Here is a 26971-nt window from a genome sequence, read left to right on the forward strand (position 1 = left end):
GTGAGATTTGCTCCAGGTCAAAATCAACTCTTGGCTAATTTATCACTTTTACTGTTTTTTAAGGATCTTTCGATCGTTCGTTTTTATGATTTTAAAAAGAACTTTCGAGGAATGTGTTTCACTGTTCAGTTATCAAAGATCGGTTTTGCATTGCCGTTTGTCTCAAACAGCTTTGCTATTATATCATGTCGTTTCCTGCCTGTCAAGAACTTTTTTCAACTTTTTTGAAGTTGTTTTTGTTTCTCTCTTGCAGCAACTTTGGTAGTATATCATGTCTACCGCTTAGTTGTCAAGAACTTTTTCCTCGCAACTCTTCGGTTTTCACCGAACGGAGAAGGAGGGATTTGAACCCTCGCGCCGCTACTAACGACCTACTCCCTTTCCAGGGGAGCCCCTTCAGCCACTTGGGTACTTCTCCAAATGCCTGATCAGAAGATCAGTTTTTTCTTTTGTAACGGAGAGGGTGGGATTCGAACCCACGCGCCCTTTCGGACAAACGGTTTTCAAGACCGCCTCGTTATGACCACTTCGATACCTCTCCATATCTCTGTAGTGGTCTGCGCTTTTGTCTCGCTCGAAGACAAGTGATATTCTATCATCTGTTTTTCAATATGTCAATATACTTTTTTCATTTTTTTACTTTTTTTTATCATATGTTTCACGGGCAAATATTTCACCAATTTCAAGGTCTTCCGGTGTAGTAATTTTTATATTTTTATAAGATCCTTCATATAACCATACCTTATGATTTCCATAATCCTCTACTACCATAGCATCATCTGTAATTCTGCTGCTGTCATGCATCAGTGCTTTTTCATAAGCTTCTTTTATCAGATGATACTCAAATATCTGTGGTGTCTGAACATTCCACACATGACTCCGATCCGGTGTAGATACCACTTTTTTTCCTTCACCAATTATCTTCACTGTATCTTTGGATGGCACACCTGCTGCACATGCCTGATATTCTTTCGCACAGTCAAGGCCTCGCTGAATCAGTTCTTCTGTGACAAATGGTCTTGCTCCATCGTGAATCAGAACATAATCTGTTTTGTGACAGGCACAAAGTCCCTGATAAACCGATTCATATCTCTCTTTTCCACCTGCAACTACTTCTGACACTTTATCAATATGATACTTCTGCACAAATGCAACTTTACAGTAATTGATTTCTGTTTTCCCACACACCAGAACAATGTCTGTGATTTCCGGTGAATCCTGAAAAGCTTTCAGTGAATAATACAGCACCGGATATTCTCCCAGCTGTAAAAACTGTTTCTGTACATTACTTTTCATCCTTTTTCCCTGACCTGCTGCCAGAATGATTGCTGTACATTTCACTGGTATCACCTTCCTTTCTTACCGTTCTCCCAGTTTCAGATTTGGAACTGCATTCAGATCCCATCCGTGACGCACACCTTTTTTGTATTCGTAATAAGCCGCAACACCAATCATTGCCGCATTATCGGTGCAAAAGATCGGCGATGGATAATAAAACCTGATATGTTCTCTCTCGCACGCTTCTTTCATTGCCTGACGCAGAGCACTGTTGGAGGCAACACCACCAGCAATGGCCAGTTTATCCATATGATGCTCTTTTGCCGCCTTTACCGCTTTTTCCACCAGTGTATCTACCACTGCTTTCTGGAAAGATGCAGCAATATCTGCCTCACAGATTTCTTCTCCCTGCATCTTACATCGATTAATATGATTTAAAACTGCAGATTTTACTCCGCTGAAACTGAAATCATAAGGATCTTCCAGTTTTGCCTTTGGAAATACAATGGCATTCGGATTCCCCTCTTTGGACACTTTATCAATCTTTGGTCCGCCCGGATATCCCAGACCAATGGCACGTGCTACTTTATCAAAGGCTTCCCCTGCCGCATCATCTCTTGTTCTTCCAAGAATTTCAAACTCTCCGTAATCTTTGACGATCACCAGATGGGTATGTCCGCCGGATACGATCAGGCACATAAACGGTGGTTTCAGATCCGGATGTTCAATATAATTGGCAGAAACATGTCCCTCGATATGATGGACTCCTATCAGCGGCAGTTTTTTCGCATAGCTGATTGCCTTCGCTTCTGCCACTCCCACCAGCAGTGCTCCAACCAGACCCGGGCCATAGGTGACTCCGACAGCATCCAGATCCTCCAGCGTAACATCTGCCTCTGTCAACGCCTCTTCTATTACCTGATTTATTTTTTCAATATGTTTTCTGGATGCGATTTCCGGCACCACCCCTCCATACAGAGTATGCAATGCAATCTGAGAAGAAATTATATTAGACAAAATGGTTCGTCCATTTTTCACTACGGAAGCTGCCGTTTCATCACAGGAACTCTCAATTGCCAGAATTAAAACATCTTTCTCACTCATTTTCTTCCTCCTCAAATAACAAATCCACGGATTTTCCATCTTTTCCAACATAACTGTTCGGGAAAATCTCTCTTACACCATCCATATATTCTTCCGGATGTACCAGAGAGGGACTGAAATGTGTCAGCCACATTTCTTTTACCTGTGCTTTTTTCGCGAGTTTTGCCGCCTCTTTCATCGTCATATGCTTGTATTCTCTCGCTTTTGCGTCTTTTTCCGGTTCTCCGTACATTCCCTCACATATCAGCAGATCCGATTCTTTTGCATGTTCTTCCATCGATACCGTCGGACGACTGTCCGTACAGTATGTGACTTTCAGACCTTTTCTTGCCGGTCCGAGTACCATATCCGGTGTATACACCTTTCCGCCTGCCTCGATGGACTCACCTTTTTGCAGTGGGTTCCAGTATTTCAGTGGAATCTCGTTGGCTTTTGCCTGTTCCACAGAGAATTTTCCACCACGGCGAATCTCTACGGTATAGCCGTAACAGGTCACATTATGGTTCACCCGAAACGCCGTGATCTCATACCCCCGAACGGAAAATTTTTCTTCCTGCCCCTGAATTTCTTTGCAAATAATTGGAAATGGAAGTTCCGGAGCAATGGTACGAAGAGCATTAACCACCCGTTCAAGTCCTTTCGGTCCGATCAGGGTCAGCGGTTCCGTACGTTCTGCATTTCCCATAGTCAGTAACATTCCCGGAAGACCACTGATATGATCTGCATGATAATGAGTGAAGCAGATCACATCGATCGGTTTAAAGCTCCATCCTTTCGACTTCACTGCCACCTGAGTTCCCTCTCCACAGTCGATCATCAGACTGCTTCCGTTATATCTGGCAAGGAAGGAGGTAAGATATCTGCGTGGCAGCGGCATCATCCCACCTGTTCCCAATAAACATACATCTAACATCGAATTTTTAATTCCTCTATCTTTCTTTTCCAACTGTCTCATGCATCATCAGTACTGCATGTTCCACAGGATCCTCATAATAATTTTTCCGTAAGCCATTTTTCACAAATCCGGCTTTTTCATATACATGAATTGCCCTTTCATTGCTCTCGCGGACTTCCAGAAAAAGACGGGACACTCCCATCTCATTCGTTATTCTGATCAGCTCCTGCACCAGAAGCTTGCCGGTACCATGGTTCTGCCTGTCTTTTTTCACAGATACATTCGTAATATCTCCTTCGTCCTGTACCATCACAACACCACAATACCCAAGGATCTCTTCTCCTTCCGCCGCTATCAGAAATAACGTATCCTGACGGATAAGAAAAGTAAAAAAACCTGTTTCTGTCCACGGGCGGGAGAAATTCTCATTTTCAATCTTCATCACCTGTTCCAGATCGTCCAGCTGCATTTCCCGAATTTTCATTATTTTTTTCCTGCTTCTCTTTCCGCACGCTCCCGCTCTGCCTGAGATACCCGAAGATATTCCGGCTGATGCTCGGCTGCTGTCACTGTCTTGCCTTCCCGGTAATATTTTTCTGCCAATGCTCCCACAGCTCCTGCACGCTGTTTGTTCAGATGTGCCGGTGCAAAACTGTACGGTACCTGCATATTTTCTTTTAACATCTCCTGATAAACCGTAACACCGTCTCCCAGAAAGATCACCGCTTCTCCCAATGCATTCAGTTCCCGGATCAGTTCTTCCACAGCAATTGCTTTCTGTCTGCTCACTGTTACCAGTTCGTGATCTGCAAAGCGGTAGATTCCGGTGTAGACCTGTTTTCTTCTCGCATCCATCATCGGGCAGATCACACCTGTAGAATCATACAGATTATATGCCAGTGCGTCTACTGTTGGCACCGGTATCAGCGGTTTCTTTAATGCCAGTCCCAGTCCCTTTGCCGTGGCGGAACCTATACGAAGTCCGGTAAACGATCCCGGACCTGCTGCCACTGCAATAGCATCTATGGTTTCCAGATCCAGTTCGATCATCTTCGCGATCTCATCAAGCATCGGAAGCAGGGTCTGAGAATGTGTCTTTTTATAATTCACCGTATATTCTGCCAACAGCTGATTGTCTTCCACAACTGCGACAGACGCTACCAGTCCTGAGCTGTCAAGTGCTAATATTTTCATTTGTTCTCCCATCCTTCCAGACCGGTAATGGTGATCCGACGGTAATCAAATCCTTTTTCCAGGTCTTTCTCAATTGTTACATGAATACTGTTTTCCGGAATCAGTTCTTCGATCAGTTCCGCCCATTCGATCATACACACACCATTTCCGAAGAAATAATCATCATAACCGATTTCTTCCATCTCTTCGATATCTCCGATACGGTATACATCGAAATGATAAAAAGGAAGTCTTCCCTCTTCATATACCTGTACAATGGTAAATGTCGGGCTGCTGACCGCTTCTGTGATTCCTAGTCCTCTGGCGATTCCCTGAGTAAACACTGTTTTCCCAACGCCAAGGTCTCCATTTAGGGTATAGATTTGTCCTGCTTTTGCCTGTTCTCCAAGTTTCTGTCCCAGTGCAAAGGTCTCTTCAGGACTGTTTGTTTCTATTGTCATTGTTTTCCTCTTTCTTTATTTCAGACGGATCTTCAGTTTTCTTGCATCCACATGTTTTTTCAGAAGTTCCATCAGCTTCGGATAATTTTTACCGACTGCTGCCTTGGGCCATACATATGCATCTGCCTTGTTGATATAGACATACAGACATAACTGACTGTCAATCACCTTTTCCACCTGAGCCCATTTCAGATGTCCGGTCTGCGCGTTCTGGATCGTGGTGATTCCGGTACTGTCTACTTTGTAAGTAAATGGTTTACGATACACTGGTGTTCTTTTGAATCCCTGATCCGCCTTGATCCAAAGTTTTCCCGGCATCAGGAGCAGGAAAAATACAGCAAAAAATATATAACACACGCTGAACATTCTTCCCACCCGGTTCCAGGTAAGCACACACAGTGGAATCATCGCAAGTCCTGCCAGAAGACTGAGCTTTCCACGCAGGGTCCGGTAGGTATGCTGCAGAAAGAAATCAAACAGATACTGTCTGCTCATCTGCACATTAAATTGTAATTTCACTTCTGTTCTCCTTTAATTTCTGATTTTTGCACATTATAGCATAGGAATCTTATTCCCACAAGAAAGGGTCTATTCCGGCATGGTAATTGTATGCTGTGTAACGCTGAATGTTGCTTTTCCATCGCTAGAAAATACGATTCCCTGCGACTTCAAATCCGTATAGATCAGTGTTGTCATCGCCTGTTTACCATCATTTGCAAATACTTCTATTGTATACTTATCCATCACAATCCTGAATTTGATCGTTTCTTTCTCATTTGCCACCTTCATACTGCGACTGCAAATCACATCTCTTACCAGACCGGAATACGTACGATCCACGGTAAATAATTCCTGGTATCTGTTATAGTACAGTTCCGTATAATTTTCATCATCGCAGGCAAGCAAAATGGAGAATCCTTCCAGATCCTCTTTTTTTACTTCTACCGTCATATCAAAACTTCTGCCTGTGATTCCGTCCAGTTCAGCAGACTGGTTTTCCAGGGTGACATTTTCATAGCTGTGCTCGCCGGTATAATAATTTTCAATCTCACGTACCGGAAGCTGTACCAGGCTGCCGTCTTCCACATGGAGTTCTCTCGGAATGGTCATAAGACCGGTCCAGTCCATATCTTCCGGAGTCATGAAATTATCCCAGCTCTGCAGCCATGCAATCATAACTCTTCTTCCATCGGTTGTTTCTACCGTCTGCGGTGCATAAAAATCCATACCATAGTCCACCTGTCTCGCATCGCCTCTGGTATAAGTCATCGTCTCTTTCTCATAATCTCCGGTAAAATAGATGGAATTGTTTCCATTATGAAACTCCAGTCCTTCTGCTCTCATAAACTGCGGAGATACGATCAGAACCTGACAGCCGTCAAGTGCAAAGAAATCCGGGCACTCCCACATTTTTCCATAGCGGTTTTTACACTGGTCGATCATTTTCTCGTAATTCCAATGGAGCGCATCTTCAGATGTAAATAGTGCCAGCTGACCGCTTCCATCCTCTGCCTTGCTTCCGATCAATGCATAGAAGCGTCCGTCTTCTTTCCAGATCTTCGGATCACGAAAATCCACCGGGGAGCTTCCTTCCGGCAGGCAGTCTGCGGTGATCACCGGGTTTTCTGCCACTTTTTCATAATTTTCGCCATCACCGATCGCAATGCTCTGTGTCTGGCGTACCATATGTGTGCCATCCTCCAGATCTTTTTCCAGAACACTGGTATACATCAGAATATGTTTTCCTTCATGTTCCACAGCTGTTCCGGAAAAACATCCCTGACCATCGTATTCCATATCCGGTGCCAGCGCACATGGAAGTTCTTCCCATTTGATAAAATCTTTTGTCCTGCAATGTCCCCAGTGCATCGGACCCCATTTATTTTCATATGGATAATACTGATAAAACAGATGATATTCCTCACCAAATCGGGAAAATCCGTTCGGATCGTTGCACCAGCCGGTTGTCGGCGTTACATGAAATGCCGGACGTTTATCCTCATCTCTCTCCTTCTTTTTCTTTGCCTCATATGCAATTGCTTTTGCTAATTTTTCGGATTGTTTATTCATTAATTAAACCTCTCTTTGCTGTCATTTTTTTATTCTTTGATTCATCATACAATTATCTTTATTTTATCTTGTCAGATGCGTTCCGTCCAGCTGTTTTTGTACCTGCTCAGTATCATCACAGTTACTGTTTTTCTATTGTATGTTTCAGATGACAGATCGTTTCTGTGTGAACTGTCTGTGCAAACTGATCGACACATACGCACCGCTCCACGCGATAGCCACGCTGTAAAAAGATTTCCAGATCCCTTGCAAGGCTGGTCGGTTTACAGGAAATATAAACCAGATTATCCACCTGGTATTCGATGATCTTCGGAAGAGCTTTCGGATGGATACCGTCCCGCGGCGGGTCAAGTACGATAAAATCCGGTTTTTCTTCAATCTCATCAAGCACCTTCAGCACATCACCGGCGATAAATTCGCAGTTTTTGATGCCGTTTCTCTCAGCATTTTCCCTGGCTGCCACAACGGCTTCTTCTACGATCTCCACACCAATCACTTTTTTCGCCACTGCTGCCAGGATCTGTGAAATCGTACCGGTTCCGCTGTAGAGATCAAAGACCGTCATGTCTCTGGTATCCCCAATATAGCTTCGTGCAGTTTCATACAACACTTCCGCGCCGAGAGAATTCGGCTGGAAGAAGGAGAACGGCGTGATCTTAAACTTCAGTCCCAGAAGATTTTCATAGAAATAATCTTGTCCATACAGTACTCTGGTCTCATCACTCTGTACAAGATCTGCCAGTGAATCGTTCAGAATATGCAGGATTCCCACGATCTTCCCTTCCAGAGAAAGCGCCATAAGACGTTCCACCAGTTCAGAAAGATCAGGATTCAGCTGCGTAGTCGTTACCAGATTGATCAGGATCTCCCCGGTCGTATTTCCCCGACGCAGCAGCAGATGCCTCAGATATCCCTCATGGCGCATCTTATGATAATAGGTAAATCCCTGTTTCTTACAGTAATCCAGCACACAGGTCAGAATCTTCGTCAGATCTTCATGTACCAACTTACAGTCGGATGCGGTCAGCACATCATAGGTACTTCCCTTTTTATGGAGTCCCAGTGTCAGCGGGCCGTCTTTTTCGGCATCTCCGAACGAGAATTCCATCTTATTGCGGTAACAGAATTCTGTAGGACTTCCCTTGATTCCCTCAAAAACATAATCCGGGTTTCCGTTTTCATCCACCTGCCCACCGTTTTTGATCGCTGTGTCCAGGAGTCTGCGGATCTGCTCCTGCTTCATCTCCAACTGGTGGCTGTAATCCATGGTCTGATACATGCATCCTCCACACTGCGGAAAGATGGAACAGACCGGTTTTCTCGTTTCAAGCGGTGATGGTTCTAACACTTCCAGAAGCCTTGCTTCTACTCTGCCGCCCCTTTTTTTATTGATCATAAAACGAACTTTTTGCCCAGGCATTCCATTTTTTACGATCACCGTCTGTCCGTCCACCACTACCTTTCCTTTATTCGGAAATTCTATCTGTTCAATGATTCCCTCATATACTTCGCCTTTTTTCATCTGCTGTCCTTTCTTCTTGTTTTTTCTGTCTGCAGCTTTTAACCGAAGAAAAGCTCCGGGGTCTCCTCCGAAGCTTTCCTGCCGTTTTGTGTATTCACATTTTAATTTTCTTCGTTATCTTCATCTTCAAAGTAATCGTCAAAATCATCATCGAAATCATCTTCAAAGTCTTCCAGATAATCCGGTGTGAAAAAACGGTACACTGCGTATGCAATACCTGCCACTGCCGCAACGGCACCTATAATTGCCAGTACCCACATTACTGTGTTTTTGCATTTTTCTTCTTCTTTTTCCTGCTTTTGCAGCAAGGCCATTAACTCGTCAAGTTTATTCATGTTAAACACCGTCCTTTCTCTAAAAGCATAGCTTCCAAAAACTAGTATTATTATACCACTATCCCTGTAATTTTACCACAAAAATTTATTCTGTTATTTTCTTTAATTTTGCAAAGGATGCAAACATTTTCTTTGTTCCGGCTTTATCAAAATCTACTGTAACCTCATAGTCCTTGCCCCCATCAACGATCGCCTGCACCGTTCCGGTTCCGAATTTGATATGGCGTACTGTGTCTCCCACACCATAAGCAAGTCCCTGTGATTTTTTAACTTCAAACTGTTTGGGGGAAAAGCTGGTCTTCTGGTAGGTCTGACGCATCTTTGCATAACTGCTGGATGGTTCCGGCATCTTTGTAATCCTTCGCGCTTTCGGCTCTCTTCCAAGTTCTACCAGTTCCCGTGGTATCTCCCGGATAAAACGGGATACCTTGTTATACTGTGTTTCTCCTCGGATCATACGTTGCTGTGCCGCACTCAACGTCAGTTCCTTCATTGCTCTTGTAATTCCCACGTAGCAGAGACGTCTTTCTTCTTCCATATCCTGCGGATCGTCTCCCACAATTGTCATATACCCCGGGAAAATACCATCTTCCATACCCGCCAGATAGACATTCGGAAATTCAAGACCTTTCGCGCTGTGCAGAGTCATCAAAAGTACGCGGTTATCACTCTCTTCCACCGAATCGATATCTGCTATCAGTGCCACTTCCTCCAGAAATCCGGACAGACTTGGATCTTCTGCCTCATCCTCGTAAGACGCTGCTTTGGATATCAACTCATCGATATTTTCGATACGTGCTTTTGCTTCATCCGTATCTTCTGCTTCAAGTTCTTTCACATAACCTGTCTCTTCAATCAGCTTTTCCAGCAACTCTTTTACCGACAGATACTCTATCTGGCTACGGAATTTCTGAATGAATTCCACGAACGGACGTACTTTTGCACTTCCACGACCAAGTGTCGGGATCTCTTCCGCCTGTCGAAGTGCCTGATAAAAACTGATACCATAAGCATCCGCATAATCCTGCACCTTTCCGAGAGTTGCCGCACCGATACCACGTTTTGGTACATTGATGATCCTTTTGACTGCTACATCGTCTTTCGCATTATCAATGGTCTTCATATAAGCGAGCAGATCCTTAATTTCTTTTCTCGCATAGAAGTTTACACCGCCTACGATCTTATACGGAATATTTGCAATCAGGAATTTTTCCTCAAACAAACGGGACTGGGCGTTGGTACGATACAAAATCGCACAGTCCTTGTAATCATAGATTCCTTCCCGGACTTTCTGGCTGATCGCACCTGCAATATATTCTGCTTCTTCATACCCATTCTGAAACTGACGGAAATGAATGGGAGCTCCTTCTTCATTTGCCGTCCATAAGGTCTTGTCTTTTCTCCCCTCATTATTTTTAATCACTTCGTTCGCCGCATTCAGAATATTCTGGGTAGAACGGTAATTCTGTTCCAGTTTGATGACTTTTGCCTGTGGAAATACTTTTTCGTATCCCAGAATGTTTCCGATATTGGCACCACGAAACTTGTAAATGGACTGATCATCGTCACCGACTACACAAAGATTTTTATATTTCTCTGCCAACAGACTTACAAATTTGAACTGGGCAGTATTGGTGTCCTGATACTCGTCTACCATGATATAACGGAACCGTTCCTGATAATAGTCAAGCACATCCGGGCATGACTGAAACAGTTCCACTGTTTTTACAATCAGATCATCAAAGTCCAGCGCGTTGTTCTGACGAAGCTGCTTCTGATACGCTTCATACACACGGGCAATCGTCTGCGCACCATAGCCGGAAGCAGTCGAAGCCTGCAGTTTATATTCTGCCGGAGATATCAGTTCGTCTTTGGCGGAAGAAATTGCTGCCATCAATGTTCGCTCTTTAAACTGCTTGGTATCGATGTTTAACCGCTTGCAGATCTCTTTGATTACTGTTTTCTGATCATCTGTATCGTAGATCGTAAAATTATTATCGTACCCCAGTCGATCGATATATCTGCGAAGCATCCGCACACAGCTGGAATGAAAGGTACTGACCCAGATACTTTCGGAACCAAATCCCACAATCTGATCCACTCTTTCCCGCATCTCCTGTGCTGCCTTATTAGTAAAAGTGATTGCCATAATATTCCACGGATTAATCCCTTTTTCTTCTATCAAATATGCGATTCGGTGTGTCAGGACACGGGTTTTTCCAGATCCGGCACCAGCAAGAATCAAAACCGGACCTTCGGTATGGAATACCGCTTCCTGCTGCATCGCATTCAAACTATCATATTTACTCATATTTTCCTCTCCATCTCTTACATGTATCTCGAAATATTTCCGGAAATACATTTTTTCGTACAGGTGTTCTTATCATATCATGCACCCGTTCGCAAGTCAATTGTTACCGGCCACTCCCGAAACAGTATCTCAGCTCTCTCGTTACCGATCCAATCACCGATAAGCTAGTTGCTTCTTGTGATCAGGAACGTTAAAAAAAAGATTTACAAATAGTATTAAAAACTATATAATGGGGTGGAAGAGGTGATATGATGACGATTGATACAAGTGATCTTTTAAACAGCATTCTTGGAAGCCTTTCCCGTATTGATTATATCAAACCGGAGGAGGTACCAAATATTCCTTTATATATGGATCAGGTAACCACCTTTATGGATGCACAGCTGGCTTCCTCCAAGCGCTATCCGGAGGATAAAATTCTTACGAAAACCATGATCAACAATTATGCAAAAAATGATCTGCTTCCTCCGCCACTGAAAAAGAAATACTCCAAAGAGCATCTTCTTGTGCTGGTGTTTATCTATTATTTTAAAAGTATTTTATCTATTACGGATATACAGGCACTCTTAAAGCCTATTACCGATACGTATTTTTCTTCCTCTGAGAACCTCTCTCTGGAAGATATTTATAATGAAGTTTTCCGCCTTGAAAAATCTCAGGTAGACATCCTGAAGGAAGATATTACCAATCGCTATCGGTTATCCCGCGAAACGTTTCAGGATGCCCCGGAAAAAGATCAGGAATTTCTGAAAACTTTTTCTTTTATCTGCCTTCTCAGTTTTGATGTATATGTGAAAAAGCAGTTAATTGAATCTCTGATCGACGATCTGCACCCGGATACTAAAGAAAAAAAGAAAAAATAGCATTAAAAATGCAGGATTCGATATTTCTTCGAATCCTGCATTTTTTGCTCGTGCCCGGGAAGATACCGAACAATTACATTTTTTCTTTATTCTTTCACTCCGAGACGAACCAGTGCTCTTTGCAGTTTTGCCTTGACGATCCGATATTCCTTATCGCTGAGACCGCCTTCTGCCAGTCTGGCTTCCGCACGTTTTCTGGCATCTTCCGCTCTCTCTGTATCTATATCTTCTTCCCACTCCCAGGTTGTTGCCAGCACATGGCAGGTTCCATTCATCACAGAAAGCATCCCGCCGATACAGGCTGCATTCTTCCTGCTGCCGTCTTCCAGTATAATATGGGCTTCTCCCATGCCAAGTGCCGTACAGTAATTGCAGTGTCTTGGCAAAATCGCAAGATCACCATTGATTGTCCGGCAGACAAGTCTTGCGACTTCTCCTTCATACAGCAGTCCGTCCGGTGTACCGATACGCAAAGGAAATGTGCTCATTCGTTACCCTCCTTTACTGGTTCTGTACTTTTGCTTTTTCAAACACCTCATCGATGTTTCCGGCAAACAGGAAGCAGCTCTCCGGAATCTCATCACACGCTCCGTCAAGGATCATGCGGAATCCACGCAATGTCTCTTTTAACGGTACATAAGTTCCCGCCATTCCGGTAAACTGTTCTGCAACCGAGAAGCTCTGCGACAGATAACGCTGTACTTTTCGTGCACGGTTAACCGTCTTTTTATCTTCTTCCGACAGTTCATCCATACCCATGATAGCTATAATATCCTGCAGTTCTTTGTAGCGCTGCAGTACTTGCTGTACTGCACGTGCAATTTCATAATGCTCTTTTCCCACAATCTCCGGTGCCAGGATACGGCTGGTAGAATCCAGTGGATCCACCGCCGGATAGATACCCTGACTGGCAATCTCTCTGGAAAGAACTGTAGTCGCATCCAGATGGGTAAATGTTGTTGCCGGCGCCGGGTCTGTCAGGTCATCCGCCGGCACATACACAGCCTGTACAGATGTGATGGATCCTTTTCTCGTCGAAGTGATTCGCTCCTGAAGTGCACCCATCTCTGTAGCAAGAGTTGGCTGGTAACCTACTGCAGACGGCATACGTCCGAGCAGGGCCGACACTTCCGAACCCGCCTGTGTAAACCGGAAGATGTTATCAATAAACAACAGTACATCCTGATTTTTCACATCACGAAAATACTCTGCCATCGTAAGACCGGACAGACCCACACGCATACGTGCTCCCGGTGGTTCATTCATCTGTCCGTACACCAGTGCTGTTTTATCAATAACACCGCTTTCTTTCATCTCATTATAAAGATCATTTCCTTCTCTTGTCCGCTCTCCTACACCGGTAAATACGGAAAGTCCTCCGTGAGCAGTTGCTACGTTGTGAATCAGTTCCATGATCAGAACCGTCTTTCCTACCCCGGCACCACCGAACAAACCGATCTTTCCACCTTTCGCATACGGACAGATCAGATCCACAACTTTAATTCCGGTTTCCAGAATCTCTGTTGCCGGAACCTGTTCTTCGTATTCCGGTGCATTTCTGTGGATCGGCCATTGTTCCTCTGTGATTACCGGACCCTGATCATCTACCGTCTCTCCCAGCAGATTAAACACTCTGCCAAGACAGGCTTCTCCGACAGGAACCGTAATCGGTTTTCCCGTATCCACCGCGGCAGTTCCACGAACCAGACCATCTGTCGATTTCATGGCAATGCAACGAACCGTATGATCTCCGGTCTGCTGCGCCACTTCCACGATCAGTTTTTCTCCATGATTGTCTATTTCTATGGCATTCAGGAGTGCAGGTAACTCCCCCTCCGGAAAGCGAATATCCAGAACCGGTCCGGTCACCTGTATTACTTTTCCAATGTGCTTTTCGCTCATCTACCAATCTCCTTACCTTATATTTTTCTTTCAGCTTCCTGCACCGTATGTCCGGCTACAGACATTCTGCACCTCCGACAATCTCCGTGATTTCCTGAGTAATGCCTGCTTGGCGTTCCCGGTTATAATACAAATTCAACTCATCGATCATATCCTGGGCATTACCGGTTGCTTTCTCCATAGCATTTCTTCGTGCTGCCAGTTCGCTTGCCACACTCTCACAGACACCACCGTAGATCAGACCTCCGAGATATTCCGGAACAATGGAGTTAAACACTTCCACTCCATTTGGTTCATACAAAATCAGATTACGAATTCTTTCTTTCTCATTATGTCCCTGTTCTTCTTTTGCAATGTCTATCAGTGGAAGTACCGGAACTGATTCCGGGTTCTGCGTCAGAATGGAAACAAATCGGGTATAACAAAGTTCCACATGACCAAATGTTCCCTGTCGAAATTCTTTGCACAGGATAGAAGCGATTTCAAAACAGTCAGCTACAGAAATATCCGCAATTTCTGCAAAAGCGTCTGTGACGTATTCCAGATTGTTGGATCTGACATATTCTACCGCCTTTTTTCCAATAGGAAGAACACTGACCATTTTCCCTTTTGCATCCTCCTCAAAACAGCGCAGTAAATTGGCATTATACCCACCTGCCAGTCCCCGGTCTCCTGCGATCAGGACATAACAGCATTTTTCCTGAACCGCTTCTTTCACATAAACAGAATAGAATTCTGTATTTCCTTTAGCTATTTCCTGTAATGTACGGTACAACTCCTGAAAATAAGGACGGCAGGTATCCGCCCGCTCCTTGGCCTTTCGCAGCTTGGAGGACGCCACAAGTTCCATAGCCTTGGTAATCTGCATGGTGCTTTCCACACTTTTTATCCGCAGTTTTACCGCTTTCATATTTGCAGCCATAGGTTCCTCCTTCTTTTTTTATTTATTTTTGAATTCTTGTATCCAAAAAGCTTTCTGTATAAGCTTCCAGAGCGCTTTTCAGTTTTTCTTCTGTTTCTTTTTCCAGTTTTCCGCTTTCCCGGATCACCTGCATCACTTCTGCTCCACGGGCATCCGTATCCAGCCATATATATAACCCTTCCTCATACAGTTCCACATCTTCTGTCACTACTTTGGACAGAATTCCTTTTGTGACCGCATAAAGAATCGCTACCTGCTTTTCTACCGACACCGGTGCATTCTGTTTCTGTTTTAAAACTTCTACAATCCGTGCTCCCTGTTCCAGACGCATTTTGGTATCTGCATCCAGATCAGAGCCAAACTGTGCAAAACTTTCCAGTTCTCTGTACTGGGAATAAATCAGTTTTAATGTACCGGCAACTTTCTTCATTGCCTTAATCTGCGCATTTCCTCCTACCCTGGAAACTGAAATACCCGGATTAACTGCCGGCATAACACCGGAATGGAACAGTTCTGATTCCAGGAATATCTGTCCATCCGTGATAGATATGACATTAGTCGGAATATAAGCTGAAATATCTCCTGCCTGAGTCTCAATGATCGGAAGTGCCGTCAGCGATCCTCCTCCATGTGCATCATCCAGTTTTGCCGCACGTTCCAGAAGCCTTGAATGAAGATAAAATACATCGCCCGGATAGGCTTCACGTCCCGGTGGGCGTCGAATCAGTAATGACAGTGCCCTGTATGCCACTGCATGCTTACTCAGATCATCGTAAATAATCAGGACATCTTTCCCCTGATACATAAAATATTCACCCATCGCACAGCCGGTATACGGTACGATATACTGCAGCGGACTTGCCTCCGATGCAGTAGCTGCAACCACTATAGTGTAATCCATAGCACCATTTTTCTCCAGATTTTCCACCAGAGAGGCTACGGTAGAACGCTTCTGTCCGATTGCCACATAAATACAGATCACATCTTTTCCTTTCTGATTCAGAATGGTATCGGTGGCTATGGTTGTCTTTCCTGTCTGGCGGTCACCGATGATCAGCTCACGCTGACCTCTTCCAATTGGAACCATTGAGTCAATTGCCTTGATACCGGTCTGCAACGGCTGACATACCCCCTGCCGTTCACAGATACCCGGCGCCTGACTTTCAATTGGCCGATACTCCGATGCACTGATCGGTCCCCCCGCATCGATTGGCTGTCCCAGCGCATTGACAACTCTGCCTATCAGAGTCTCACCTACCGGAACGGATACTACTTTTCCGGTTCGTTTTACCATCTGCTCCTCACTGATGGTTTCCCCCGAACCAAATAAAACAACAGATACACTGTTTTCTTCCAGGTTCTGTGCCATACCAAAGCTTCCGTCTTCAAACTCCAGCAGTTCCCCTGCCATACAGTTTGCAAGACCACTGACTCTGGCAATTCCATCACCTACCATCAGAACGGTACCTGTTTCATCCTGCCGGATCGCATTCTCATAATACTTGATCTGACTTCGGATGACTTTGGATATTTCTTCTGGTTTCAGTTGCATGTTTTCCTCCTACACTGTTGCATGATGAATCTTGTCGGAAATCTCCGAAATCCGGTTCTTCACCGTTCCGTCCAGCAATTTTCCATCCAGTTCTACCCGAACCCCTGCCAGTAACGCCGGATCGGTTTTCTGAATCAGGATAATCTCTTTTCCACTGATTTTTTTCAGTTTTTCTTTCAGGCGTTTCTGCTGCTCCTCCGACAGAGGACAGACACTGGTCACAACCGCCTCAGCGATATTATGATCTTCATAATATCTGCTTTTGAAAGCCTCGAAACAGCCGGAATATTCCCCGAGAAGATTTTTCTCACACATCAGTTTCATAAAATTCACCAAATATCGTTGCGCCTGACCTCCAAATGCCGCCTCGATCATCCCGTTTCTTTCCATCTGAGGAATCGAAGGTTCTGACAACAGTCGTTCATACTCCGGATTCTCCCGTAAAAGTGTGCGGATCTGTTCCATCTGCCCGAGAATCTCACCGGTCAGATTTTCCTCAGCTGCAAGGTCGTACAGACTGCCCCCATAGATTCTGGCGGTTTCTGTCATGATACTTCACCTACATTCGATATAAATTCGTCTATTAGCTTTTCATGGTCTTTTTCATTAATTTCACGTTCAATGACTTTTCCGGCAATCTCCACGGCCATATCGCCAATCTCGCCTTTCACTTCATTGACTGCTTTTTTCTTCTCCTGGGCAATCTCTTTTTCTGCTTTATTCTTCATTGCAAAGGTCTGATCCTGAGCCTCTTTTAAGATTTTTTCACTCTGGATCGCAGCAGTATTTCTTGCGCTGTCCAGAATCTCATTGGCCTTTTGTCTTGCGTCCTGCATATTTCGTTCATATTCTGCACGAATTGCCTCCGCTTTCGCTTTTGTCTCCTCTGCCTGTATGATTTCCGCATCTGCAGCCGCGCGTCGTTTTTCCAGTATCTCGTGTACCGGTTTGAACAAGAATCGTTTGATCAGATACATCTGAATAAAAAGATTGCAAATCTGTGCAACAAATGTCCAGGGGATAATTCCTACCAGTTCCTGAACCTGCATAATGTTATTCCTCCTAGTTTTCTTTTCGTTCTTATCCCAGGAATTTCATAAACATGCCAGGTGCCACAAAAATCAGAAGCAGACCGGTTACAAAACCATAGATACCCGTGGTCTCTGCAATTGCGCATCCAAGCAGCATGGTACTTGTAACATCGCCTTTACATTCCGGCTGCCGTCCGATTGCTTCCAGTGCTTTTGCCACTGCATTTCCTTCACCGATACCAGGACCAATACCCGCGATCAGCGAACATCCTGCGCCGATTGCACATCCTGCCAGTGCGATACCTTTTGCCAAAATCTGAAAATCCATATTATTTCCTCCTATAAGATTTACCTGAAAATTTCGCTACACATGTTTTCTTCTGTTTTTCCCTGTATCGTCCATCTATTCCTCTGCTGCATTCGCGATGTACATCACCGTCAACATACAGAAAATAAATGCCTGCATCACTCCGGAAAACCAGTCAAAATATACAGATAATACTGCGGGGATTCCCACATCCAGAACCGGGATCTGCGAAAGTACATTTCCCACTGCTCCCGGAATCAGTCCCAGCAATTTTCTACTTGCCAGAGCAAGTGCTCCATAAATCAGTGCATTGATTACAACCCCTGATAAAATATTACCGAAATGACGGCACGCCATACTGATCGGCGTTGCCAGTTCAGAAAGAATATTGAATGGAGTCATAACCGGAATCGGTGTGGTAAATCCTTTCAGATACCCTCCCACACCGTTTGTTTTTATCTTCTGCGCTGTGATCATCGTAAAAACCACAACTGCCCATGCAGCCTCTGTAGAAAGATCCGCTGTCGGACTGCGAAGTCCGATCAGACTGATCAGATTGGATACCACACTGGTTGCAAACAATGCTGAGACGAACGGAATCAGGTACCGGAACTTTTCTCCCATATTTCCCAGTACAAACTTATCCGCAGTCTCCACGATCCATTCGGCTGCCGCCTGTTTTTTTGAAATATTCCGTACCTTCAGTCCTCTGGTCAGCCAGAAGCATATTCCCGTGATCAGCGCCATGACGATCCAGCTGACAATCAGTGTCTCGCTGATCTGTAATTCTCCCAGAAGCGGTACATCGATCGGGGTCGTAAAAAAGACCTTTGCACCGGAGATATCAACCTCCATCCCTGTCTCTCACCTCCTTATTTTCCTTTCACTGCTCCCACCAGTTTGATTGCTGTTCCAGGAATCAGAAGTGGAAGGATTCCAGCTACAAACTGAAAACAGGGAAGAACAATTGTAAGAATCACCCACAGCATCTGCATCATGTTCCTCTGAGAATAACTGGCCTGAATCCATCGCTTTGCCGCTGCTTCCTCTGTCTCAGCTGCGGCTTTCTGCACTGCCATCCCCATCAGAAAAAAATTCAATACCGCAACCGCACCGCCGAAAAGCCCGCCAAGAATCACAGTATAATCAAACGGTACTTTCTCCGGAATCACAAGATGCAATGCCAGAAACACACACCACATCACTGCCACACCTGCTGCCGTATACACCATAACATGTTCTGTTTCTTTTCTTACGGCAGGCTGGATTCTTTCTTTTCTATTGTCCATATTGTCCTGTTCCCTTTCCTAAAGATGTCTGTTGAAAGATACTTTTGATTTTCTTTTTTCTTTTTCTGTCCGTTCCTGACGCATAACCACCGACCGGTAAAACTTCCACGCTGTCATGGCAGATCCTCCAAGGCCAAAGAAAAAGCCGATCAGATAGATCCAGCCACCCAATGACCAGCGGTTACTGCTCCACCAGCACAGCCCCAGACAAAGCAAAAGAGGTGTCACGAGAGACAGACTGAGCTGTGTCAGCATCGTAAGTTTTTCAATGATGTCTGTCCACTTTTTCATTTTCCCTTCCTTTCTGTGCATTTTTACAATAGTTATCTTTCCTTTTTGAAAATTTCTTGTTCACATTGTAACATATTTTTCGTGTCTCAGCAAACATTTTTGTGTATTGTTATTTTTTTCTCACTTTTTTCATTTTCTGTTCGTAAAATTTTTCTTATTTTATAAAATATTGGCAACTGTTTATAAAATTTTATATATTTCTGTAAATTCTGCGGATTTTTACTGTTATTTCTTTAACAGCAAAACACACAAAAAGATCCTGTGGCTTTGATTTTCCAACCACAGGATCTTTTCTTTCGTACTTTATTTTCTTTTTGTTCTTTATTCTTCTTTCTCTCCGATCCGGTTAAAAACCATCTCATATCCGTCATTTCCGTATGTCAGAGAGCGGTTCACACGGCTGATCGTTGCTGTGGATGCTCCGGTCTTCTCGGAAATCTCCAGATATGTTTTCTTCTGGCGCAGCATCCGTGCCACTTCAAATCTCTGAGAAAGTGATAACAGCTCGTTGATCGTACACACATCTTCAAAGAATGTATAACATTCTTCTTTATTTTCCAGACATAAAACAGCTTCAAACAAATGATCGACTGCCTCTGTATGTATTTTTTTACTCATGATTTTCTCCTTTACTACCCCATATTTTCATTGCGAACATAAAGTACCACCATTTCTTCTTCCGGGCACTTAATATGATACAATTTTAACACAATACAGCAAAAAAGCAAGGGGTTTTTCCTGTCTGGTGTTTTGACTTGCAAAGCGTCCCCTCCAATGATATGATTAAATAAATTGGGAAAAGGACGGGACTGTAATGAGAAAATGGCTGGAAAAACCTTATCATTCCCTGGACTATATGCTTCAGGATCGTTTCAAAGAAAAAGTTTATAAAATCACATTAAACGGAGGTATGTCCTGTCCTAACCGGGATGGTACACTGGGAAACCGTGGCTGTATCTTCTGCAGTGCCGGAGGTTCCGGTGACTTTGCGGCAGATCCTTCCCAGTCAGTTTCTGCGCAGATAGAGTCTCAGATGTCACTGATACAAAAAAAGCGCCCGGTACAGAAGTTCATTGCTTATTTTCAGGCATACACAAACACCTATGCACCGGTTTCATATCTTCGCCCGCTCTTTTTTGAAGCCATCCGTCATCCAGGTGTGGTAGCTCTCAGCATCGGTACCAGGCCAGACTGTCTGGGGGAAGATGTTCTCACACTTCTCTCAGAACTGAACACTATCAAACCGGTATGGGTAGAACTGGGACTTCAGACGATCCATGCCGATACTGCTGCCTATATCCGAAGAGGTTATCCACTCTCTACTTTTGAAGCCGCAGTAAAAAATCTGCATGCACGTAATCTTGAAGTCATCGTTCACACAATTCTCGGCCTTCCCGGGGAATCTTCGGAACAGATGCTTGAGACAATCAACTATCTGAATTGCCAGCCTATCCAGGGAATCAAATTGCAGTTGCTTCATGTGCTGAAAGGAACCGATCTTGCTGATGATTATCTTGCCGGAAAGTTTCAGACACTTTCCCGTGAAGAATACCTAGACCTTCTGATTTCCTGTCTGGAACATCTGTCCCCTGATCTTGTCATTCACCGTGTGACCGGTGACGGACCCAAAAATTTACTGATCGCACCTCTCTGGAGCAGTGCCAAACGTTCTGTACTCAACGACCTGCATCATATGATGAAAGTTCGAAACACCTGGCAGGGTCGACTTTATAAGGAGGATCTGTATGATTGAAAATACCTCTACACTTTATAAAATGATCATTTTATACATGCTGAAAAAAGTAACCTTCCCTCTTTCCAACAGCCAGATTACCAACTTTCTGCTGGATCATGAATATACCACATATTTTCATATTCAGCAGACGATCCATGATCTGATGGATACACATCTGATTCTGGAGCGAAAACAGGGAAACAGTATCTGCTATGAGATCACTCCGGAAGGTCAAAAAACACTTTCTTATTTTGAAAAGAATATGTCCGATTCCATCCGGCTGGAGGTGGACAGCTATATCCTGGAAAAAGGATATGAAATGCGGAATGAGAATTCTATTACCGCCGAATATTACCGCACACCGGAACAGGAGTATACCGTCCAGCTCGGTGTACTTGAAAAAAATGCACCGCTGATCCAATTAAAAATCACTGTTCCCACTGAAGAAATGGCAAAAAATCTCTGTCATAACTGGCCGAAAAGAAGTCAGGAAATCTATGCATCGGTGATGACATCTCTTTCCTGACTTGTTCTGTTCACTCCGTTCTTTTCTTTTATTCTTCTCTCTCCCGTAAATGTCGGAGTCTCTCTCCGGCCTGTTTTTCATAACCGATATCTGTTGGGTGATAAAAAACTTCCTCTTTGATCTCATCCGGCAGGTATTGCTGTTTCACATAATGTTCCGGGTAATCATGGGCATACAGATAACCAACACCATGCCCCAGTTTTGAGGATCCTTTATAATGAGCATCCTGCAGATGTGCCGGAACACTTGTCTTTTTCTTTTTCACGGAAGCCATCGCTGCAAAGACTGCTTCACAGGCAGTATTACTTTTCGGCGCAGTTGCCACATAGGTTACTGCTTCTGACAGAATGATCTGTGCTTCCGGCATTCCGATCCGTTCTACTGCCTGTGCTGCAGCTGTAGCAACGACAAGTGCCTGTGGATCTGCCATACCTACGTCTTCTGCCGCACAGATCATGATTCTTCTCGCAATAAATTTGATATCTTCTCCCGCATACAACATCTTCGCCAGATAATAGACAGCTGCATCCGGATCAGATCCCCGCATACTTTTAATAAATGCTGAGATGGTATCATAATGCTGATCTCCTGTCTTATCGTAACGCACTACTCGCTTCTGGATGCATTCCTGCGCTGTTTCAAGATCTACATGGATTTTTCCGTCTGCACTTCTCTCTGTAGTAAGAACGCCAAGTTCTATTGCATTCAATGCTGCCCTTGCATCTCCACCGGCAAGGTCAGCCAGAAAGTCCAGTGCCTCCTCACTGACTTCTGCATGATAACTGCCCAGTCCCTTAACCGGATCTGTAACAGCCCTGTCCAGAAGTTTTCGGATATCCTTTTTTTCCAATGATTTCAGTTCAAAAATAATGGAACGGGACAGCAACGCACCGTTTACCTCAAAATACGGATTTTCTGTGGTAGCACCAATCAGTACCAGTGTACCGTCTTCTACAAACGGCAACAGGTAATCCTGCTGTCCCTTATTAAACCGGTGGATCTCGTCTACGAACAGAATCGTCTTTTTCCCGTACATTCCAAGATGTTGTTGCGCTTCTTTTACCACTTCCTCCATATCTTTTTTTCCGGCTGTGGTCGCATTCAGCTGGGTAAATCTTGCGCTTGTCGTGTTGGCGATCACTTTCGCCAACGTGGTTTTTCCGGTTCCGGGAGGACCGTAAAAAATAACAGATCCCAGTTTGTCTGCCTTGATCGCACGGTACAGCAATTTGTCTTTGCCGATAATATGTTCCTGCCCAACCACTTCCTCCAGCGTCGTCGGCCGCATTCTCGATGCCAGCGGAGACTCATTTTCCAGCGTGGTTTCTTTCATATAATCAAATAAGTCCATCTTACGTCCTTTCTAATTCCTTTTGTTGCATCCGGCTGCACTTTCTTTTATCATAACAAACTTTTGTTCCTCTGTCATCTATTCCAGAACCATTTCTTCCACATTAACAAACACAAAACCCTGTTTCTGCAGATGATCCACAAGGGCAAATGCCGCATCCACGGAACTCCGATACCCGTCATGCATCAGGATCACATCTCCTTCTTCCACCTGTCCGGACAGACAGCTCAGTACCTGTTCCTTATTCTGCAGTTTCCAGTCCAGAGAATCCACATTCCAGAATACCGGGATCATATCCACCACCTTTTCCAGTTCCTGACTCCATGCCCCATACGGTGGGCGGATATACACGGGAGCTTTTCCTGTCCACTCCCGGATCAGCCGGTTTGTCTTTTCAATCTCTCTCGCCGCCTCTTTTATGCTCAGTTTGTTTAACTGCACATGATGATACGAATGATTGCCAATCAGATGTCCGTCTTTTACCAGCTCTTCTACCATTTTACGACGTCCTTCCATGTTCTCCCCCAGAAGAAAAAAGGTTGCCTGCACTCTCCGTTCCTTTAATCCTCTGGATAATTCCACCGTGTACTCACTTGGTCCGTCATCAAACGTCAGGGCAACTTTACGTGCTTCCTGCGGTTCCTCCACCAGTTCCTGTCCGCTCACCATTATCATCCTTTTTCCCTTCCAGGCAAGGAACAGATACAGCATCCCGATCACCACCAGCCCGCTCTTCTTCCAAAGATACTTCTGCATCTTATCGCTCCGGTCTTTCTCGTTATGTTACTTTATGTAAAAGAAGACAAAAAAAGACCGCCGCATCTTGCGACAGCCTTATCTTTTGTTTTTAATTAAGCCAGTTTGCTTTTACTTGTGGAACATCTATTTTTAAGGCTCCCTCGATAGTTTTGTATATTATAGGTATATTATTTTCTTAGCATAACCTGTCCTATTGTAAACGTTATATAATTTGCTGCACATTTAATAGGAAGAAAGAATATCCTAATTGAATAATTTATACCATGTGTCTGGTCCGATCACACCATCGGCAGGCAGCCCCTTTTCCTTCTGGAAGCTCTTAACGGATGCGGTCAGACCGGATCCAAAGGATGCGTCCATGGCTCCAAAGTAAAATCCCTTGGCTGATAAAATGAATTCCGCCAGATAGACAAATGTTCCGGATGCTCCTTTTTTGATGGTTGCTTTCTTGGCTGCCTTTTTGCAGCTGCCCAGGAAGTTCTTGTTAGACGGATCCAGCTTTGTACCGTATTTACGATTGACTACATCTTTCAAGATGCAGACTGCTGCCGCTCTGGATTTTGTTCCGTATTCTCCGTCCGTCTCCAACTTCTCACCAAGATATCTTTCCAGTGTCGCTCCATAACAGCTGTTGAGCCACTTCTGTCCTTTCTTTACATTGCTGTCCGGCAATGTTCCCGGTTTTGTGTTCGTTGCCGGCTTTTCTGTTGTTCCGCCGGCTTTGCTTCCTTCGGTCAGGTTGGTGGCCACATGGTGACCTTCACACAGTAAGATATCACCTTCAAGCAAGTAGTCTGGGCTGTCCAAGTATTTTCTATCGGTCAGGACGTCAAATCCGTGGTCATCACACTGCTTTCTCAGGTTTCGAGTTGTGCAGGATACTGAAATTTTCTGTAATTCTTCATTTTTCAGAAGAATTCCAGTCGCTCTGATGTTGGCAGAAACTCCGGAGCTGCAGTCTGCTTCACAGGCTACTGTGATCTGAGACGGATCGTAGTTGCTCGCTTTCAGGTGTTCCCAGTAGGTCAGTCTGTGTCCCTGACAGTAGCCGATCAGGTTGTTTCTTGCTGCTTTTCTGGCCTGATTCGCGATCTGTTTCCGCACAGTCGGATCAGGATGTCTCAATACGCATGTCCATGGCCGTGAGTACCATGGAATGATCGCCCATTCATCACCTTTCTGATCGCCCGGCTTTCCACCTGTGTATTTCCTATTTTCGTCGTGTCCGCAATTAGAAATCATACCGTTTTCCTCCGTCTTTTCCTTGTTCGCGTATTTTTTAATCCACTTCACGCAACACGCGTGCCGGGACTGGAAGATCTTATCCCCGACCTGGTTGTTATTGCTGGTATCTTTCTGATCCAGCAGAAGGGATGCATAGATTGTATCCGGTGTGTACGGTTTTTCTGCACGTTTGAAAATCCTCTGTACCGGCTTAATGCCTCCCAAGTGCTGAATCTCGCACCACATCATCTGGGACGGGATATCTGTTACTCCGTATGCTTCTGCATCTTTGAGGTATGCCTGCATCAATTCCTGGAATAATGCATCCTGACACTCTTTTCCTTTGGGGGTTGTGATAATCGCAATCAGGGCAGCTTTTTCTTTCGCTGTCGGATGCCATTTGGTTGTCTCCCAGTTGGCAGACAGTTTCTTTTCAATCCCGGCTGTATCCACTTTCCGGAACGCTGCCGGGTTCTGCTCCAGGATCATCTTACAGAGTCTTTTTGCCCGCTCACCGTAATTTCCTGCCCAACCGAGAGTGCATGTCTTTTCATTGGCTGTGTTCTTTCCAGGTGCTACATAGGACGCGTAGTTGCGTTTTCCGTAGGTCTGACCTCCTGTTTCAACACCACCGATGATATTTGTTAAGATGTCCAGATTCTTTTTATCCATATTCTTTCCTCCGTTCAAATGGAGGGTGATCACTCACCCTCATCATCCATTTCATCCTGATTTACTACTCTGTTGGCTGCCTGCAATCCTTTTACCAAGATGGTTGGCACGTTTACGCCCATCTCCACAAGGTTCTCGCAGATAGATCTTGCTTCGTTGACCAGTAGGGACGCCAGTACGAACCATCCAAGAAGTGTTGTCACGCCGAGATCCATTCCCAAAATACTTCCAAGTTCCGTGAAACCGGCAGTAATGCTGAACGATGCAATGATTAGCATCCAATACCCGAATTTTTTCATAATTCCCCACAGACCTGCTTTTGAACTTGTTTTTCCGGTCTTTTTCGATTTGATCCAACCGGTGATCCAATCGAAGACATTAAGTAACAAAAAAATTGCAAACAAGAACCAGTGAGGTCCCAGAACATAAGAAAGGACAGCTACTGCTGCCCCTAAGATTGCATTGTATGTATCAATTACTTTCATTTACGCCTCCTCTGCCAGAATGGCATTTTTCTCTTCTTCTGTGATCCAGCCTTTCGCCAGGGCTTTTTCAGCTACAGATTTATTTTTTGTTTTCGCATACAGTCTTTTGATTGTCTCGTACATAAACATATACCCTCCTTCTCACAGTCCCATAATTTCCATGGTCAGAGTGTCAACAGTGTCTTCCAGTGATGCGATTCTCTGTTCTGTCTTATCTGGGCGGATCAGAGATGCTCTGATAGCAGTTCCGGTTACCGGTACCTTATTTCCATCTTCGTCTTCTTTGTAGTCCACAGTCGTATCGTACAGTTTCTCTACGCTCTGCAGCTTAGTGTAACCAGAATGGATCATAAAAGGTTCTCCGGCAGAATCCAGGACTGTGATTTTCTTTGTATTCATCGCTTCGCTGAAAATCTCATCGTACTCTGCAATGGTCTTATCTGCGGTCAGGCTGATTGTCAGGCTATCTCCTGCTGCCTGAATGCCGTCTGCGATGATGCTCAATTCCTGTTCGTTACTTAATTTGATTTTTCCCATGATTTTTCTCCTTTTTTTGATTTATTGACTACTCTTTAATTGATGTGTTGGTCTATCTCTGATCATATATCTCCTTTCTGGGCTATACTCCACTTTGACGACACTCAGTGCTAACTTAGGTAGCAATGCAGGGGTTAGTGCCAAGTGTTTTTACAACTCTTTTATCTGTGAAGTACGAATAGAGGGAAATACTACTACTACATTTCCGAACTGGGGCGGTTATCGGTTAGGTATTCTTCCGGAAAAAGCAAGACCAAAACAGAACATTGTTGAATATCTGTATGAATCCTTTTACTTGGAAATTGGTACAGATGGAAGCGTCAACTTAAAAGTTTCTAATTCCATGCCAGCTAATATAAGTGTGTTCGGAAGTAAG

33 protein-coding genes and 2 tRNA genes are annotated in these 26971 nt (G+C 44.4%); 5 read left to right on the forward strand and 30 right to left on the reverse strand.

Annotation, left to right across the window (positions count from 1 at the left end):
* Positions 1–228, forward strand: a 228-nt coding sequence (locus MSA64_RS06055; RefSeq protein ID WP_287890981.1) for a hypothetical protein, incomplete at its 5' end; no start/stop codon positions are given.
* Positions 229–329: 101 nt separating this feature from the next.
* On the opposite strand, the gene MSA64_RS06060 is transcribed toward MSA64_RS06055, so the two are convergent.
* The 13 genes from MSA64_RS06060 to pcrA all read right to left on the reverse strand — a co-directional run bounded on the left by MSA64_RS06060 (position 330) and on the right by pcrA (position 11149).
* A tRNA-Ser gene (locus tag MSA64_RS06060) sits at positions 330–418 on the reverse strand.
* 37 nt (positions 419–455) lie between these two features.
* Positions 456–541, reverse strand: a tRNA-Ser gene (locus MSA64_RS06065).
* 95 nt (positions 542–636) lie between these two features.
* A complete protein-coding gene (gene ispD, locus MSA64_RS06070; protein WP_287891008.1) occupies positions 637–1347 on the reverse strand; it encodes a 2-C-methyl-D-erythritol 4-phosphate cytidylyltransferase in 711 nt (236 codons plus the stop codon).
* 12 nt (positions 1348–1359) lie between these two features.
* A complete protein-coding gene (gene tsaD, locus MSA64_RS06075; protein WP_287890983.1) occupies positions 1360–2382 on the reverse strand; it encodes a tRNA (adenosine(37)-N6)-threonylcarbamoyltransferase complex transferase subunit TsaD in 1023 nt (340 codons plus the stop codon).
* Positions 2375–3295: a ribonuclease Z gene (locus MSA64_RS06080; RefSeq protein WP_022171381.1), complete on the reverse strand. Its 921-nt coding sequence runs from the start codon at positions 3293–3295 to the stop codon at positions 2375–2377. The genes tsaD and MSA64_RS06080 overlap by 8 nt, the downstream gene beginning before the upstream one ends.
* A 16-nt stretch (positions 3296–3311) precedes the next feature.
* Entirely contained in the window at positions 3312–3761 is a 450-nt protein-coding gene (gene rimI / locus MSA64_RS06085; RefSeq protein WP_022171382.1) for a ribosomal protein S18-alanine N-acetyltransferase, read from the reverse strand.
* Entirely contained in the window at positions 3761–4471 is a 711-nt protein-coding gene (gene tsaB / locus MSA64_RS06090) for a tRNA (adenosine(37)-N6)-threonylcarbamoyltransferase complex dimerization subunit type 1 TsaB (protein ID WP_106492770.1), read from the reverse strand. The genes rimI and tsaB overlap by 1 nt, the downstream gene beginning before the upstream one ends.
* Complete coding sequence (gene tsaE, locus MSA64_RS06095) at positions 4468–4911, reverse strand: tRNA (adenosine(37)-N6)-threonylcarbamoyltransferase complex ATPase subunit type 1 TsaE (protein ID WP_022171384.1); 444 nt, start codon at positions 4909–4911, stop codon at positions 4468–4470. Before tsaE ends, tsaB begins: the two co-directional genes overlap by 4 nt.
* A 15-nt stretch (positions 4912–4926) precedes the next feature.
* Positions 4927–5430: a YcxB family protein gene (locus MSA64_RS06100; RefSeq protein ID WP_022171385.1), complete on the reverse strand. Its 504-nt coding sequence runs from the start codon at positions 5428–5430 to the stop codon at positions 4927–4929.
* Between the two features lie 69 nt (positions 5431–5499).
* A complete protein-coding gene (locus MSA64_RS06105; RefSeq protein WP_227749832.1) occupies positions 5500–6981 on the reverse strand; it encodes a glycoside hydrolase family 32 protein in 1482 nt (493 codons plus the stop codon).
* Positions 6982–7102: 121 nt separating this feature from the next.
* Positions 7103–8503: a 23S rRNA (uracil(1939)-C(5))-methyltransferase RlmD gene (gene rlmD, locus MSA64_RS06110; RefSeq protein ID WP_287890990.1), complete on the reverse strand. Its 1401-nt coding sequence runs from the start codon at positions 8501–8503 to the stop codon at positions 7103–7105.
* A gap of 101 nt (positions 8504–8604) precedes the next feature.
* The gene (locus MSA64_RS06115) at positions 8605–8838 is read right to left on the reverse strand and encodes a hypothetical protein (RefSeq protein WP_022171387.1); all 234 of its coding nucleotides are present in this window, start codon (positions 8836–8838) and stop codon (positions 8605–8607) included.
* An 85-nt stretch (positions 8839–8923) separates the two neighbouring features.
* Positions 8924–11149 carry a DNA helicase PcrA gene (gene pcrA, locus MSA64_RS06120; RefSeq protein ID WP_154432341.1) on the reverse strand — a complete coding sequence of 742 codons (2226 nt, stop codon included), beginning with the start codon at positions 11147–11149 and terminating at the stop codon, positions 8924–8926.
* Between the two features lie 251 nt (positions 11150–11400).
* Between pcrA and MSA64_RS06125 the strand changes: the two genes are divergently transcribed.
* Positions 11401–12012 (forward strand): DUF1836 domain-containing protein, encoded by a 612-nt coding sequence (locus MSA64_RS06125; protein ID WP_022171389.1) that lies wholly within the window; start codon positions 11401–11403, stop codon positions 12010–12012.
* Between the two features lie 86 nt (positions 12013–12098).
* On the opposite strand, the gene atpC is transcribed toward MSA64_RS06125, so the two are convergent.
* From atpC to MSA64_RS06180, 11 genes are all read right to left on the reverse strand, one after another.
* Positions 12099–12500 carry an ATP synthase F1 subunit epsilon gene (gene atpC, locus MSA64_RS06130; protein ID WP_022171390.1) on the reverse strand — a complete coding sequence of 134 codons (402 nt, stop codon included), beginning with the start codon at positions 12498–12500 and terminating at the stop codon, positions 12099–12101.
* Between the two features lie 13 nt (positions 12501–12513).
* A complete protein-coding gene (atpD, locus tag MSA64_RS06135) occupies positions 12514–13914 on the reverse strand; it encodes a F0F1 ATP synthase subunit beta (protein ID WP_022171391.1) in 1401 nt (466 codons plus the stop codon).
* A 55-nt stretch (positions 13915–13969) separates the two neighbouring features.
* Complete coding sequence (gene atpG, locus MSA64_RS06140) at positions 13970–14836, reverse strand: ATP synthase F1 subunit gamma (RefSeq protein ID WP_154432340.1); 867 nt, start codon at positions 14834–14836, stop codon at positions 13970–13972.
* Positions 14837–14858: 22 nt separating this feature from the next.
* Positions 14859–16388 carry a F0F1 ATP synthase subunit alpha gene (atpA, locus tag MSA64_RS06145; RefSeq protein ID WP_154432339.1) on the reverse strand — a complete coding sequence of 510 codons (1530 nt, stop codon included), beginning with the start codon at positions 16386–16388 and terminating at the stop codon, positions 14859–14861.
* 9 nt (positions 16389–16397) lie between these two features.
* Positions 16398–16937, reverse strand: a complete 540-nt coding sequence (gene atpH, locus MSA64_RS06150) for an ATP synthase F1 subunit delta (protein WP_022171394.1) — start codon at positions 16935–16937, stop codon at positions 16398–16400.
* Complete coding sequence (gene atpF / locus MSA64_RS06155; RefSeq protein WP_106492777.1) at positions 16934–17437, reverse strand: F0F1 ATP synthase subunit B; 504 nt, start codon at positions 17435–17437, stop codon at positions 16934–16936. The genes atpH and atpF overlap by 4 nt, the downstream gene beginning before the upstream one ends.
* A gap of 31 nt (positions 17438–17468) precedes the next feature.
* The gene (atpE, locus tag MSA64_RS06160) at positions 17469–17747 is read right to left on the reverse strand and encodes an ATP synthase F0 subunit C (protein ID WP_022171396.1); all 279 of its coding nucleotides are present in this window, start codon (positions 17745–17747) and stop codon (positions 17469–17471) included.
* Between the two features lie 75 nt (positions 17748–17822).
* On the reverse strand, positions 17823–18581 hold the full coding sequence (locus MSA64_RS06165) for a F0F1 ATP synthase subunit A (RefSeq protein WP_154432338.1): 759 nt from the start codon (positions 18579–18581) through the stop codon (positions 17823–17825).
* A 17-nt stretch (positions 18582–18598) separates the two neighbouring features.
* Positions 18599–19015, reverse strand: a complete 417-nt coding sequence (locus MSA64_RS06170) for a hypothetical protein (RefSeq protein ID WP_117525707.1) — start codon at positions 19013–19015, stop codon at positions 18599–18601.
* An 18-nt stretch (positions 19016–19033) separates the two neighbouring features.
* Entirely contained in the window at positions 19034–19306 is a 273-nt protein-coding gene (locus MSA64_RS06175) for an AtpZ/AtpI family protein (protein WP_106492780.1), read from the reverse strand.
* A gap of 321 nt (positions 19307–19627) precedes the next feature.
* Complete coding sequence (locus MSA64_RS06180; protein ID WP_022170986.1) at positions 19628–19924, reverse strand: YerC/YecD family TrpR-related protein; 297 nt, start codon at positions 19922–19924, stop codon at positions 19628–19630.
* Positions 19925–20120: 196 nt separating this feature from the next.
* Here MSA64_RS06180 and MSA64_RS06185 point away from each other — a divergent pair, with 196 nt between their 5' ends.
* Positions 20121–21059 carry a TIGR01212 family radical SAM protein gene (locus MSA64_RS06185; protein WP_154432336.1) on the forward strand — a complete coding sequence of 313 codons (939 nt, stop codon included), beginning with the start codon at positions 20121–20123 and terminating at the stop codon, positions 21057–21059.
* On the forward strand, positions 21052–21567 hold the full coding sequence (locus tag MSA64_RS06190) for a DUF4364 family protein (RefSeq protein ID WP_022170984.1): 516 nt from the start codon (positions 21052–21054) through the stop codon (positions 21565–21567). Before MSA64_RS06185 ends, MSA64_RS06190 begins: the two co-directional genes overlap by 8 nt.
* A gap of 28 nt (positions 21568–21595) precedes the next feature.
* On the opposite strand, the gene MSA64_RS06195 is transcribed toward MSA64_RS06190, so the two are convergent.
* The 6 genes from MSA64_RS06195 to MSA64_RS06220 form a co-directional block, all read right to left on the reverse strand.
* Complete coding sequence (locus MSA64_RS06195; protein WP_022170983.1) at positions 21596–22918, reverse strand: replication-associated recombination protein A; 1323 nt, start codon at positions 22916–22918, stop codon at positions 21596–21598.
* Positions 22919–22996: 78 nt separating this feature from the next.
* The gene (locus tag MSA64_RS06200) at positions 22997–23674 is read right to left on the reverse strand and encodes a polysaccharide deacetylase family protein (protein WP_154432335.1); all 678 of its coding nucleotides are present in this window, start codon (positions 23672–23674) and stop codon (positions 22997–22999) included.
* Positions 23675–23920: 246 nt separating this feature from the next.
* Positions 23921–25573, reverse strand: coding sequence for a peptidoglycan-binding domain-containing protein (locus tag MSA64_RS06205; RefSeq protein ID WP_287890998.1), 1653 nt, complete (start codon positions 25571–25573; stop codon positions 23921–23923).
* A 29-nt stretch (positions 25574–25602) separates the two neighbouring features.
* Complete coding sequence (locus MSA64_RS06210) at positions 25603–26058, reverse strand: phage holin family protein (RefSeq protein ID WP_287891000.1); 456 nt, start codon at positions 26056–26058, stop codon at positions 25603–25605.
* Positions 26059–26181: an XkdX family protein gene (locus tag MSA64_RS06215; RefSeq protein WP_287891002.1), complete on the reverse strand. Its 123-nt coding sequence runs from the start codon at positions 26179–26181 to the stop codon at positions 26059–26061.
* A gap of 18 nt (positions 26182–26199) precedes the next feature.
* Entirely contained in the window at positions 26200–26595 is a 396-nt protein-coding gene (locus MSA64_RS06220; RefSeq protein WP_287891004.1) for a hypothetical protein, read from the reverse strand.
* A 94-nt stretch (positions 26596–26689) separates the two neighbouring features.
* On the opposite strand from MSA64_RS06220, the gene MSA64_RS06225 reads away from it, so the two are divergent.
* A partial coding sequence (locus MSA64_RS06225; RefSeq protein WP_287891006.1) for a hypothetical protein occupies positions 26690–26971 on the forward strand: 282 nt, incomplete at its 3' end.

The organism is Oliverpabstia sp. (genome assembly GCF_022785585.1).
Taxonomy (GTDB): domain Bacteria; phylum Bacillota; class Clostridia; order Lachnospirales; family Lachnospiraceae; genus Oliverpabstia; species Oliverpabstia intestinalis.

Excerpts from the sequence above, each read along its gene's own strand:
- tsaD (WP_287890983.1), bottom strand. The coding sequence starts at position 2,382 with ATGAGTGAGAAAGATGTTTTAATTCTGGCAATTGAGAGTTCCTGTGAT.
- MSA64_RS06080 (WP_022171381.1), bottom strand. The coding sequence starts at position 3,295 with ATGTTAGATGTATGTTTATTGGGAACAGGTGGGATGATGCCGCTGCCA.
- rimI (WP_022171382.1), bottom strand. The coding sequence starts at position 3,761 with ATGAAAATTCGGGAAATGCAGCTGGACGATCTGGAACAGGTGATGAAG.
- tsaB (WP_106492770.1), bottom strand. The coding sequence starts at position 4,471 with ATGAAAATATTAGCACTTGACAGCTCAGGACTGGTAGCGTCTGTCGCA.
- tsaE (WP_022171384.1), bottom strand. The coding sequence starts at position 4,911 with ATGACAATAGAAACAAACAGTCCTGAAGAGACCTTTGCACTGGGACAG.
- MSA64_RS06105 (WP_227749832.1), bottom strand. The coding sequence starts at position 6,981 with ATGAATAAACAATCCGAAAAATTAGCAAAAGCAATTGCATATGAGGCA.
- rlmD (WP_287890990.1), bottom strand. The coding sequence starts at position 8,503 with ATGAAAAAAGGCGAAGTATATGAGGGAATCATTGAACAGATAGAATTT.
- MSA64_RS06115 (WP_022171387.1), bottom strand. The coding sequence starts at position 8,838 with ATGAATAAACTTGACGAGTTAATGGCCTTGCTGCAAAAGCAGGAAAAA.
- pcrA (WP_154432341.1), bottom strand. The coding sequence starts at position 11,149 with ATGAGTAAATATGATAGTTTGAATGCGATGCAGCAGGAAGCGGTATTC.
- MSA64_RS06125 (WP_022171389.1), top strand. The coding sequence starts at position 11,401 with ATGACGATTGATACAAGTGATCTTTTAAACAGCATTCTTGGAAGCCTT.
- atpC (WP_022171390.1), bottom strand. The coding sequence starts at position 12,500 with ATGAGCACATTTCCTTTGCGTATCGGTACACCGGACGGACTGCTGTAT.
- atpD (WP_022171391.1), bottom strand. The coding sequence starts at position 13,914 with ATGAGCGAAAAGCACATTGGAAAAGTAATACAGGTGACCGGACCGGTT.
- atpG (WP_154432340.1), bottom strand. The coding sequence starts at position 14,836 with ATGGCTGCAAATATGAAAGCGGTAAAACTGCGGATAAAAAGTGTGGAA.
- atpA (WP_154432339.1), bottom strand. The coding sequence starts at position 16,388 with ATGCAACTGAAACCAGAAGAAATATCCAAAGTCATCCGAAGTCAGATC.
- atpH (WP_022171394.1), bottom strand. The coding sequence starts at position 16,937 with ATGACAGAAACCGCCAGAATCTATGGGGGCAGTCTGTACGACCTTGCA.
- atpF (WP_106492777.1), bottom strand. The coding sequence starts at position 17,437 with ATGCAGGTTCAGGAACTGGTAGGAATTATCCCCTGGACATTTGTTGCA.
- atpE (WP_022171396.1), bottom strand. The coding sequence starts at position 17,747 with ATGGATTTTCAGATTTTGGCAAAAGGTATCGCACTGGCAGGATGTGCA.
- MSA64_RS06165 (WP_154432338.1), bottom strand. The coding sequence starts at position 18,581 with ATGGAGGTTGATATCTCCGGTGCAAAGGTCTTTTTTACGACCCCGATC.
- MSA64_RS06170 (WP_117525707.1), bottom strand. The coding sequence starts at position 19,015 with ATGGACAATAGAAAAGAAAGAATCCAGCCTGCCGTAAGAAAAGAAACA.
- MSA64_RS06175 (WP_106492780.1), bottom strand. The coding sequence starts at position 19,306 with ATGAAAAAGTGGACAGACATCATTGAAAAACTTACGATGCTGACACAG.
- MSA64_RS06180 (WP_022170986.1), bottom strand. The coding sequence starts at position 19,924 with ATGAGTAAAAAAATACATACAGAGGCAGTCGATCATTTGTTTGAAGCT.
- MSA64_RS06185 (WP_154432336.1), top strand. The coding sequence starts at position 20,121 with ATGAGAAAATGGCTGGAAAAACCTTATCATTCCCTGGACTATATGCTT.
- MSA64_RS06190 (WP_022170984.1), top strand. The coding sequence starts at position 21,052 with ATGATTGAAAATACCTCTACACTTTATAAAATGATCATTTTATACATG.
- MSA64_RS06195 (WP_022170983.1), bottom strand. The coding sequence starts at position 22,918 with ATGGACTTATTTGATTATATGAAAGAAACCACGCTGGAAAATGAGTCT.
- MSA64_RS06200 (WP_154432335.1), bottom strand. The coding sequence starts at position 23,674 with ATGCAGAAGTATCTTTGGAAGAAGAGCGGGCTGGTGGTGATCGGGATG.
- MSA64_RS06205 (WP_287890998.1), bottom strand. The coding sequence starts at position 25,573 with ATGGATAAAAAGAATCTGGACATCTTAACAAATATCATCGGTGGTGTT.
- MSA64_RS06210 (WP_287891000.1), bottom strand. The coding sequence starts at position 26,058 with ATGAAAGTAATTGATACATACAATGCAATCTTAGGGGCAGCAGTAGCT.
- MSA64_RS06215 (WP_287891002.1), bottom strand. The coding sequence starts at position 26,181 with ATGTACGAGACAATCAAAAGACTGTATGCGAAAACAAAAAATAAATCT.
- MSA64_RS06220 (WP_287891004.1), bottom strand. The coding sequence starts at position 26,595 with ATGGGAAAAATCAAATTAAGTAACGAACAGGAATTGAGCATCATCGCA.